The sequence below is a fragment of the Megasphaera cerevisiae DSM 20462 genome, assembly GCF_001045675.1.
Classification (GTDB): domain Bacteria; phylum Bacillota; class Negativicutes; order Veillonellales; family Megasphaeraceae; genus Megasphaera; species Megasphaera cerevisiae.
In genome coordinates this window covers 1-9,346 of sequence record NZ_LEKT01000074.1, presented here as the reverse complement: position 1 = coordinate 9,346, position 9,346 = coordinate 1, and the positions used below count along the sequence as shown (strand labels likewise).

General features: G+C 41.5%; 9 protein-coding genes. 2 read left to right on the top strand and 7 right to left on the bottom strand.

Annotated elements, in window-relative coordinates; all coding sequences use genetic code 11:
* Positions 1-698: 698 nt before the first annotated feature.
* The 7 genes from thiM to AB840_RS14220 all read right to left on the bottom strand — a co-directional run bounded on the left by thiM (position 699) and on the right by AB840_RS14220 (position 7,040).
* The gene (gene thiM / locus AB840_RS14250; RefSeq protein ID WP_048515509.1) at positions 699-1,526 is read right to left on the bottom strand and encodes a hydroxyethylthiazole kinase; all 828 of its coding nucleotides are present in this window, start codon (positions 1,524-1,526) and stop codon (positions 699-701) included.
* Positions 1,510-2,040 (bottom strand): energy coupling factor transporter S component ThiW, encoded by a 531-nt coding sequence (gene thiW / locus AB840_RS14245; RefSeq protein ID WP_048515512.1) that lies wholly within the window; start codon positions 2,038-2,040, stop codon positions 1,510-1,512. The genes thiM and thiW overlap by 17 nt, the downstream gene beginning before the upstream one ends.
* A gap of 319 nt (positions 2,041-2,359) precedes the next feature.
* Positions 2,360-3,175 (bottom strand): MBL fold metallo-hydrolase, encoded by an 816-nt coding sequence (locus tag AB840_RS14240; RefSeq protein WP_200810000.1) that lies wholly within the window; start codon positions 3,173-3,175, stop codon positions 2,360-2,362.
* 17 nt (positions 3,176-3,192) lie between these two features.
* Positions 3,193-4,017, bottom strand: a complete 825-nt coding sequence (locus tag AB840_RS14235) for an Asp23/Gls24 family envelope stress response protein (RefSeq protein ID WP_048515508.1) — start codon at positions 4,015-4,017, stop codon at positions 3,193-3,195.
* Positions 4,018-4,026: 9 nt separating this feature from the next.
* The gene (locus AB840_RS14230; protein WP_048515507.1) at positions 4,027-4,833 is read right to left on the bottom strand and encodes a PHP domain-containing protein; all 807 of its coding nucleotides are present in this window, start codon (positions 4,831-4,833) and stop codon (positions 4,027-4,029) included.
* Positions 4,830-6,281 (bottom strand): leucyl aminopeptidase family protein, encoded by a 1,452-nt coding sequence (locus AB840_RS14225; RefSeq protein ID WP_048515506.1) that lies wholly within the window; start codon positions 6,279-6,281, stop codon positions 4,830-4,832. The genes AB840_RS14230 and AB840_RS14225 overlap by 4 nt, the downstream gene beginning before the upstream one ends.
* 162 nt (positions 6,282-6,443) lie before the next feature.
* Positions 6,444-7,040: a LysE family transporter gene (locus tag AB840_RS14220; RefSeq protein ID WP_048515505.1), complete on the bottom strand. Its 597-nt coding sequence runs from the start codon at positions 7,038-7,040 to the stop codon at positions 6,444-6,446.
* 677 nt (positions 7,041-7,717) lie between these two features.
* Between AB840_RS14220 and AB840_RS14215 the strand changes: the two genes are divergently transcribed.
* Positions 7,718-8,233, top strand: a complete 516-nt coding sequence (locus tag AB840_RS14215) for a hypothetical protein (protein ID WP_048515504.1) — start codon at positions 7,718-7,720, stop codon at positions 8,231-8,233.
* A gap of 426 nt (positions 8,234-8,659) precedes the next feature.
* Positions 8,660-9,085, top strand: coding sequence for a hypothetical protein (locus tag AB840_RS14205; RefSeq protein WP_048515502.1), 426 nt, complete (start codon positions 8,660-8,662; stop codon positions 9,083-9,085).
* Positions 9,086-9,346: the final 261 nt, after the last annotated feature.

Sequence of the window (9,346 nt, the reverse complement as noted above, 5' to 3'; positions counted from 1 at the left end):
AAAAGAATCGTTCGAAAAGGCATGGAACAAGTACGTTTAGAGATTTTCCTGGTTTCTATCGGGCATAATCTTTATAAATACCACAATAAAAGACTACGTTTGAAGAAAGCCGCATAAACTCTAGAAAAGCAGTTTTTATGGGGAAAGGGGTTTTATGCCTATTTTGCAGTAATTTCCTGCTTATTACCTCAAGATGCAAATAAAAAGAGGATGTGGACAAAATGATTTCTCATTTTGTCACATCCCCTTACTGGTAGCCAATTTATAACAAGGCCCACGTATCCCGTATTTAATTTAATAATGGCAGGGCAACATAATACAAAGTGCGTATTATTACAGTTCGAATACCCCCCCCCCCCCGTATGGTGTTGTGTTATGTTTCTCCTGTTTCCTATAGCTTCTGCAAAATTTTCCTGCAGCCAACTCTTTTTGACAGGATTCATTTCCTTCACCTCCCTACGGTATGTATAATTAGTATACTATCATGTTCTCCCCAAAGTCAAGCCATATATTACCCTAATTAGTATGCACTATTCAACCGCGTCTCTTCATAAAAAGCAATAAAAAGGCTACATCATTTATTTACAAAATATCGAGTCAACTGGCCTCACATGTGCCATATAAGCACGAATATGCAGCAGCAAACTCACAAACCCTTACATAATAACATTAATTTGATATGAATAAATAGCTTTCAACTACACAAACCGAGCCTCGGTACAAATTTGTTCATCAGTCAGATTGGTAAAAGCATCAAACAGTGCCATATGAAAACTACCCATTCCGGTTGCATGAATAGCTGCATATTCTCCCGCCAGACCCATGGTAACGGCAGACAACACCGCAGCCTGCCACGGTGAACCAGCCGCCAGATAGGTTCCTGCCAACGCCCCCAGCATACAGCCTGTTCCGGTAAGCTGCGCCAGCAGAGGCGTACCGTTGGTCACGCCGCAGGATACGTGTCCATCAGTTATCATATCAATAGCTCCGCTTACAAGTACGACGGTATGTTGTGCAGCAGCATATTGTCCAAACAGCCTTTCTGCCTCTGTATAATTGCCTGTCGTCACAGCATCCGCAGCTCCTGCATCTACTCCCACTGCATGAGATGGCAGCCCGCAGACGGCCTTCATTTCAGAACTATTGCCTTTAATGACTGCCGGCCTATAGTCTGCAATAAAGCGGCAGGCAAAATCCCGCCGCAATGTACTGCCTGCTACACCTACCAAATCAATCAAAACAGGAATGCCAACTGCCCGTGCAGTTTCAGCAGCCCGTCTCATAGCAAGCATCCGGTCGTCTGTAATGTTGCCGAGATTTACAGCCAGCGCAGCTGCACCGGCCGTAACCTCGGCAACCTCCTGCGGATGTGACGCCATATGCGGTTTAGCTCCCGTTGTCAGCACGAGATTGGCACAATCGTTCATCGTAATCGGATGGGTAATACAATGGATCAGAGGAGCTTGCTCCTTTATCCGTCGCCGTATGGCAGAAAATGGTGCAGTTAGGTCATTTTCGTTTATCATACACATTCGCTCCCAATTTTCTTTGAAATTCTCTCAGAGTGCCACTGCGGGAAAGCGTCAGAAGCAGGAAAAAAGCAATCGTCCCGCCAATAAGAGTACCACTGATAAACATCGGTACATAAAACATCCAGGTCAATCCCGTCCGCCCGTACAGCAATGTCATAACAGGATAAGAAACAATAGCGCCAATGATACCGGTACCAATAATTTCGCCGATTACGGCCGCCCAAATACGGCCATCCGATATCCGATATAATATCCCGGATAAAACAGCGCCAAAGACAGCTCCCGTAAGAGCCAGCGGCGGTATGCCCATAATAGTCATGCGGATAATCCCTATCAAGGTCGCACACAACAAAGCATACCAAGGTCCCAGGAGTACCGCACAGGTAATATTGATGAGATGTGCCATCGGGCACATGCCTTCAATACGTAAAATCGGAGATATAACAACACCAAGTCCGATAAGCATGGCCATCACAACTAACCGTAATACTTTTTTATCTTTGTCCATAAAAAAAACTTCACTCCCCTGATATATTTTCCCGGGACATCCGCTGAAAATACCAGTCGTGAAGTTTTTGCATACCACAAACACACAGCTGATTGCCAGACGGTTCCCTGAAGGCAACGGTCGGTACTCGCTAGTACCCTCTCAATCCGAAACACGGACTCCCTCGCTATGTATTGTATTCATCCAAAGATTCAGGGCGCTCCCCCTCAATCTCTCTCATTAGTATACCAATATTTTCTTTGTTGTCAAACTATGTATCCGTCACATGTGGTAATAATTTTTCATTATCCTGTATCCGGCAACATGGATAATCGCCTGGCTAATCCAGCACAATATGTTCCATTTCATCCGGCACATAAATACTGCCGTCAAAATACTGTGACGCTTCCTGTGTATACAGTGCTTTCCGGCATCCCCGTGTTTTCTCCTCCGTATGATACAAGACAAGATGCTTGACGCGCAGCTGTGCCGCTGTTTCTGCCGCTTCCTTTACGGTACTGTGATGCTTTTCATATGGATGAAATATATGACGGTCTTTATAAAGGCAAAAAGCCTCTGCCAAAAGCCAGTCTGCCTGTTCGGCATACTGACGGCAGCGTGCATTATACGGCTCATCTCCCAGGCACGTAACTTTCATTCCATCAGAAAATTGCAGGCAATAGCCAAATTGTTTCGCTTTAGTCGACAAAATGTCAAAAACCGTAAGCATACCGCCTGGAACCGCCAGCTGTTCTCCATCATGTATTTCGCGGAGATGTATTCGGGTACCAATATAAGAACGATCCTTCTTTTTCAACATCATATCCGACATAGTCAAAATAATATGCGCCGCCACATCATGGCAATATATGTCAAACTCCCCAGCATATTGGTTTTGTTCCATAAGGGCTGCTATTTTCCGTATAATCCAGATCACCCCCATGATATGATCCGTATGTCCGTGAGTAACAAACATACGATGCAAGGTTTCATATGCAATATGCGCATCTTCCAAACGACCTAAAATACCGTTGCCGCCACCGGCATCCGTCAGAAAACAGTTTCCATCTGCTGTCCGGATTAAAAAACATGTATTATAATACCGGGTAACCATGGCGTTTCCGGTTCCCAGCATGATCAATTCATTTCCCGCCACCGATATTACTTCCCTTGTCACGGCACAATCCCGCGAATAGTAATTTTCAAAATTTCAATCGACATTCCTGTCGTGTATTCTACTTCATGCTGTACTTCCCGTTTGATACGGCCCATAAGCTTCTTAATATTTTTGCCATACAGGATGGTCACTGCCAAAATGATGGCTAAGCCATTCCGCTCCGAGTGATAATTTTTTGCTATCTTGAGAGTATTGATTTCAGCCACCCCCGAAACCGATTTCAAACTGTGACGCACAAGCCGTTCCAGCACTTCATTAGAAAAAGTCAGTTTTCCATAATAACTAAAAACAGGACGCACAACTGAGCGCTCAAAGTCAGGCGTCTTTTTATCATTCCTGCTGTAAAAAAGAGAGCGTATCGGGGCCAGCAAATATCCCCGAAAATGCGGTTTTAACTCCATCGTTGGTACGGGAATAATATGTTTTCCCTCCTTGATGCGAATAGCCTTCGCTTTTGCAATTTCCGTAGGGCATGACACATCTTCAATAAAAATAAAAGATTCCGCCTCCGGCAGTGAAAGTGCCTCACAAATACGATGAATCATATGTTTAGAAGTTCCCAGAACCAGAATTTGATCCGGCTGTATCGAACGCAGTGCCTTTTTAATGCTTGCAGCATGTTTCGTATCACTAAAAATAGCACATCGGACAGCCTTCATTCGATTTGTTTCTTCCTTCGCCGACGTACCGGCAATAATGCGATTTTGATAGATGAGCAATCCATCGTCAATAATGCAATGGATATGGTGATCATAGGCTACGACTAATGCATGATGACTTTTTCCGGTTCCGCTTGATCCGATAAACCCAATGATTTTCATTGTTTTCACCTAGTTTCTCTGATAATTCAGAAAACGCTCTACTTGTTTTGCTTCAACAACAAATACACCCAGCTGTTCGGGAAACCGTCCTGGCACTCCATGAAAATCAGAACCTCCACTGACATACCAGCCCTTTTGTTCCGCAATCTCCAGAAATTCTTCATAACGCCCTTCATTTTTAGGATGATATACTTCGATACCGTCAAAGGGATGTGTCAACACTTGGGTAAGTACCTTTCTCAAAAGCCCTGGATGTGCCAATACAGCAATTCCTCCGGCATGATGAATGAGATCAATGCATTCATGAATGGTTTTGCGATGATATGGCACGTAGGCAGGCCCGCCACGATACAGCAGCGTGTCAAAAACCGACTTTACATCAGAAAAATATCCTTTTTTTACGAGCATGCGTGCAATATGCGGGCGCCCTATTGCAGAACCTTCAGCAATACGTTTTTCAAGATACCCGCGATCCAATATATATCCCAGAGAAATGCACCGGTCAATAATTTCCAGCGCCCGCCGGAACCGCCGTTCTTTAAATTGTGCGCAATACGCAAGCAAATCAGCATCTGCCGTATCCAGATAATAGCCTAAAACATGGACATCTTCGCCCTCGTAATCAGAACTCATTTCAATAGCCGGAATAATCCGTGTCCCCGCATTTAAATGATACGGTGCTGCATATGCGGCAACGGTATCATGATCAGAAATAGCAATAACATCTAAATGCGCTTCTACGGCCATTTTCGTCAATGCCTCCGGCGAATAGATGCCGTCTGAACACGTAGTATGCATATGCAGATCAACAATCATTGTATGCCTCCCTTGAGCAGTTCCAAGATAGATTTAATCCCCACTCCCGTGGCACCAACAAACCCAGTTTCATCTTTTTTTTCGCAAAATGCTGTGCCGGCAATGTCCAAATGGATCCATGCGGTATCCGATTTGACAAACTGCTTGATAAACAAACCAGCCGTGACAGCACCCGCTTCCGATCCTCCGGTATTTTTCAAATCCGCCACATCACTTTTCAATTGCTCCTCATATTCCCGGTCAGCTGGAAATTGCCACACCTTTTCATGCACCCGCTCAGAAATATTAAACAAGCGATTCATCCACTCCTGATCATTCCCCACCATACCGGAACGTACCGTCCCCAACGCGGTGACACAGGCACCGGTAAGGGTTGCCAAATCAATGACACGAGTTGCCCCTTTTTCCTGTGCATACGTAACCGCATCTGCCAAAATAAGCCGTCCCTCTGCATCTGTATTCTTGATTTCAACAGTTTTTCCATCATACATCGTAATAATATCATCCACATGATAAGACATGCTGGATGGCAGATTTTCTACAAGCGGCAAAACGGCTAATACATTGACAGGATATTTCAAAAGCATTAGTGCCCGAATAACCCCTACCGCAGCCGCCGCACCAGCCATATCGGTTTTCATAAATTCCAAATTTGCATGGCTTTTAAGAGAAATGCCGCCGCTGTCGTAGGTTACACCCTTGCCGACGACTCCCAAAACCGCAGTACTGTCCGGATCCCCCTGATACGCAATCGCCAGCAGCTGCGGTGGGTTCATGCTTCCCTTTCCGACAGCAACAATGCCCCCCATTTTTCGTTTTTCCAAAGCCCATTTATTCAGCGATTCTATCGTAATATTATCTCCTTTTACCATAGAGGTGATAATATCCGCAAATTTACGGGGCGTCAGATCATTAGGAGGCATATTCACAAGATCTCGCGCCACATAAATCCCCTCATAAATAGCAGTATAGACATAGCACATCGTATTAAAATCTTTTATTTTCAAGCTTGAGGTAATCAGATTGATATTACGGATTGTCTGCGATTTTGCCTTAGTTTTGTAATGAGTAAATTCGTAATTACGATACAACAGGCCATCGATCAAAGACGCTACATCCATGTCCAGCGTATCGACCATGACTGCCAGCTCCGATACACCATCCTTCATTGCTGCTGCCATAATGCGTTTGGCCATGAGAAAATCCTCATGTGTCGAATAATGAATAGGCTTATGGTCTAATCCAACAAGAAAATATGTCTTTAAACGCCCTTCCACAAAGCAATGAAATGTCTGAAGCGATGTGTAATGCAGCGTATTTATATGCTTTTCCGTGTAAGCCTGAATCAGCGCCGCATCTTCTTTGGGAATGCGTGATAAAATAATCATCCGTTGATCGACGCCTACAACCATTGAATCCACGCTGCCGCTGCTATTACAAGTAATCATGATGTATCTCTCCTCAACTATAAATTCGTATATATCTTATTATATTAATTATACCGTTACCTCTATGTTAAAAGCAAGAAAAGAACCTCTAAAAAATAGTCTCGTCGCAGCTAACGGCCCAGCTTATATATTATGTCAAACACAGGATCTATTTGCTATCCACTATGTTCTCCAAAGACGAAATCCCAAATATAACAAAATGACCCCTACTGCGCCATTCAGCATAAGCAGAACAGACAGTGGCAAAAAGCGACTGAAAACAGCTCCGACCACCGCAGTACCTGTTAAGAATAAAATCGTCGATAATACGCATCCTGCCGCAAATCCTTTCATTTGACGAGGCGATGCACCATGTACCGCCGCCTGTGAAGCAAAAACACCACCCCAAAAAAGAATTGTCAATGGATTAGATAGTGTCAGTATAAGACCCGTCATAAAAAAATCCCCATAGCCTGTACCGGAAAAGGTAATCTGCGGTACCTGTTCCCCCATTGCCGTCACCGTCATATATAATCCAAAAAACATCAAAACCGCAGACCCAAACAGTTTGATCCGGCGTTGTATTCCCGGTCTTTTTATCAGCACCGCAATGCCCCCTGCAGATATGGCAATAAAAACAGCATCTACAAGAGCTGCGGCGGCCATTACAGCAATCCCAGCCAGACATCCATATAATGCAGATGCAGTCAAGACAAGAAAAAAGACAGGTCCTATGGCCAGCTGCAGCATCATGCCGAAACGTACTCCTTTCCATACCATTTCTTCTTCTTCCTTTCCATATTTTTTATACTTTCAGTCAACGTATTCTTATTATAGTATAGACCGCATAACCACACAATATATGTCGGATATTATCTAAAATTATGCGCTTCGGTATAATCAACTCGGTACTCCGGACAACATGAAATACGATTCCCCTTCTAGCGGTCTATCAAAAAAATGATCCTCTATCTCTTTATATACGACAACGATAATGTGCATAGAGCTATTAATAATATATTTTCATCGATATTTATTATTGACATTGGTCGTTTTCATTGATATACTGTTCACGAGAAACCTTTCACCACAATCATTTCTCTTTTAGCCTAGCCGTCATATGTCCCTATGACGGCTTCTTTCTTTATATAACAAACATTGATCATTATTTTTATAGTTTTTTCTTAAGTAGATCGGTTAGCGACTTTTTATCGCTCTTATTTCTATTCGCAATCACGGGAACAGCTGATTTGGCAGCTAAATATTAATACGTTCCATGCATCCATCCAACAACATATTTTTGTCCTCCAATTATGCCTCCCTATCAGCAGATTTGATTTTTATCTTTTTTCCCTATATAATTTATCTATAAAATTTATTTATAGATAAATTATATACTACAAACTATAACAGTATATTATTATTGCTTATGTATTCTGAAAGGAGTGACTATTTCCATGAATGTAGAGCAAGAAAAGGAAATCACAAGACTCGAAAAACAGCGTCAAGATTTATCACAAACGCTGAGTAAAAAGGTGCAAAACAGAATTAATGAATTTGCCGCCCAAGGACTGTTAGAATTTGAGCATTATTTTCAAATTAAGGGATTTACTATTACAAAAGATCATTTTAGTGTTACTGCCAATAATGCGCTTTCGTCTGCTACAATTGCTCATGAAGCTACTAACAAACGTTTTCTCGGCACCTATTTACCGTTCTATCTATTACTTGAGTTTCCTGAAAAAAGTCTTAATTATACGATTTATGTATCATCCAAAATATATTCCTTTAAAAGTATTATCCCAAATAGAAATGATATTCTGGAAAAGCAAAAACATCTCGAACAGCTTCTTGACAGAGTCACTAATTTCGATAATGAAAAATGGGTTTTTATTATTAATAAAGAACGCGATCACGCCAGTTTTAATTCATTGACTGAAGTTTTGGACTATTTACTCGAAATCAATGCTTAAAATACGCATACGCAGCATCTTGTGATCTTGATTTTAACATGATTGTATTTTGATAGTAACATTCAATTTTATTGTGCTATTTTCTTTTAAAATAACATAATTATTACATTTTGCTTTGTTTTATTGACATTAATTATCATTTTGTGTATTCTTTATATGAGCATGAACTTTTCCTGCTTTATGCTTTACAAAAACCCGCATACCCGCTAGCGGGTTTTTATATTTTATGCTGAACCGACTTACATTTTTACACTTCGTATATCGAATGCATTTTGGGGCACCCAAACCATATATTGTAATTTTAAATACACATAATTTCCTAATAAACCCATAATTACGCATGCTCCTACTCACCCTTCATTTTTTATATGGTATAATACTTTTTAAGAGATACTCTTTATGTCATTTTCAGGAGGTGCTATATCTATGAGAAAAAGTATTTTTATGGTGCTTATATTAATAATATTTACATCAATTCCTTCTGCATCGTCTGCCTCATATGGAAAATACTGGAATGATGATAGAAATTATCCACGTATTCACGAACACATGGGCGTCATATGGTATTTAGATAAAAAGTCTATCGTTACACTAGAAAAAACCGAACAGGAAATTACATTCTCGGAAAATATTATTACCATTTATATGGAAAAGAACCCTCCTATCGTTAATACAAACACCGTTTGGTTAAAATCGGATACTGCCAATCACGATGTAGCATATATAAAATTCTCACAAAACGATCCCTGGAAAAAAGTCGAATTATCGAATACAGAGGTCTACAACTTATTTGAACGCAATATATTTTTAGTTGGCTGGGAAGCAATGAATGGTCAGTCTTACACTCTTTAGTTTTTATTATTTTTTGGGGCTATGAAGAAAAGTCTGTAAATAAGGTCTTCTATGATAGTTAATAAAGAGTTAATAAATCGTCATTTTGCTAGAACTATCATGCCAGTAATCTGTCAGGGTACATGATGACCAGTTCGCCTCTCACCTTTCCCCAATTCCGAAGCGGCATGGTCCATTTCTTGGCAGCTTCGAAAGTGGACAGGTACAACGCCTTGAGCAGAGCCTGTGAACTTGGGAAAACACTTCGCTGACGGTTTAAGC

Excerpts from the sequence above, each read along its gene's own strand:
- thiW (WP_048515512.1), bottom strand. The coding sequence starts at position 2,040 with ATGGACAAAGATAAAAAAGTATTACGGTTAGTTGTGATGGCCATGCTT.
- AB840_RS14215 (WP_048515504.1), top strand. The coding sequence starts at position 7,718 with ATGAATGTAGAGCAAGAAAAGGAAATCACAAGACTCGAAAAACAGCGT.
- AB840_RS14235 (WP_048515508.1), bottom strand. The coding sequence starts at position 4,017 with ATGAAAATCATTGGGTTTATCGGATCAAGCGGAACCGGAAAAAGTCAT.
- AB840_RS14205 (WP_048515502.1), top strand. The coding sequence starts at position 8,660 with ATGAGAAAAAGTATTTTTATGGTGCTTATATTAATAATATTTACATCA.
- AB840_RS14230 (WP_048515507.1), bottom strand. The coding sequence starts at position 4,833 with ATGATTGTTGATCTGCATATGCATACTACGTGTTCAGACGGCATCTAT.
- AB840_RS14220 (WP_048515505.1), bottom strand. The coding sequence starts at position 7,040 with ATGGTATGGAAAGGAGTACGTTTCGGCATGATGCTGCAGCTGGCCATA.
- AB840_RS14225 (WP_048515506.1), bottom strand. The coding sequence starts at position 6,281 with ATGATTACTTGTAATAGCAGCGGCAGCGTGGATTCAATGGTTGTAGGC.
- thiM (WP_048515509.1), bottom strand. The coding sequence starts at position 1,526 with ATGATAAACGAAAATGACCTAACTGCACCATTTTCTGCCATACGGCGA.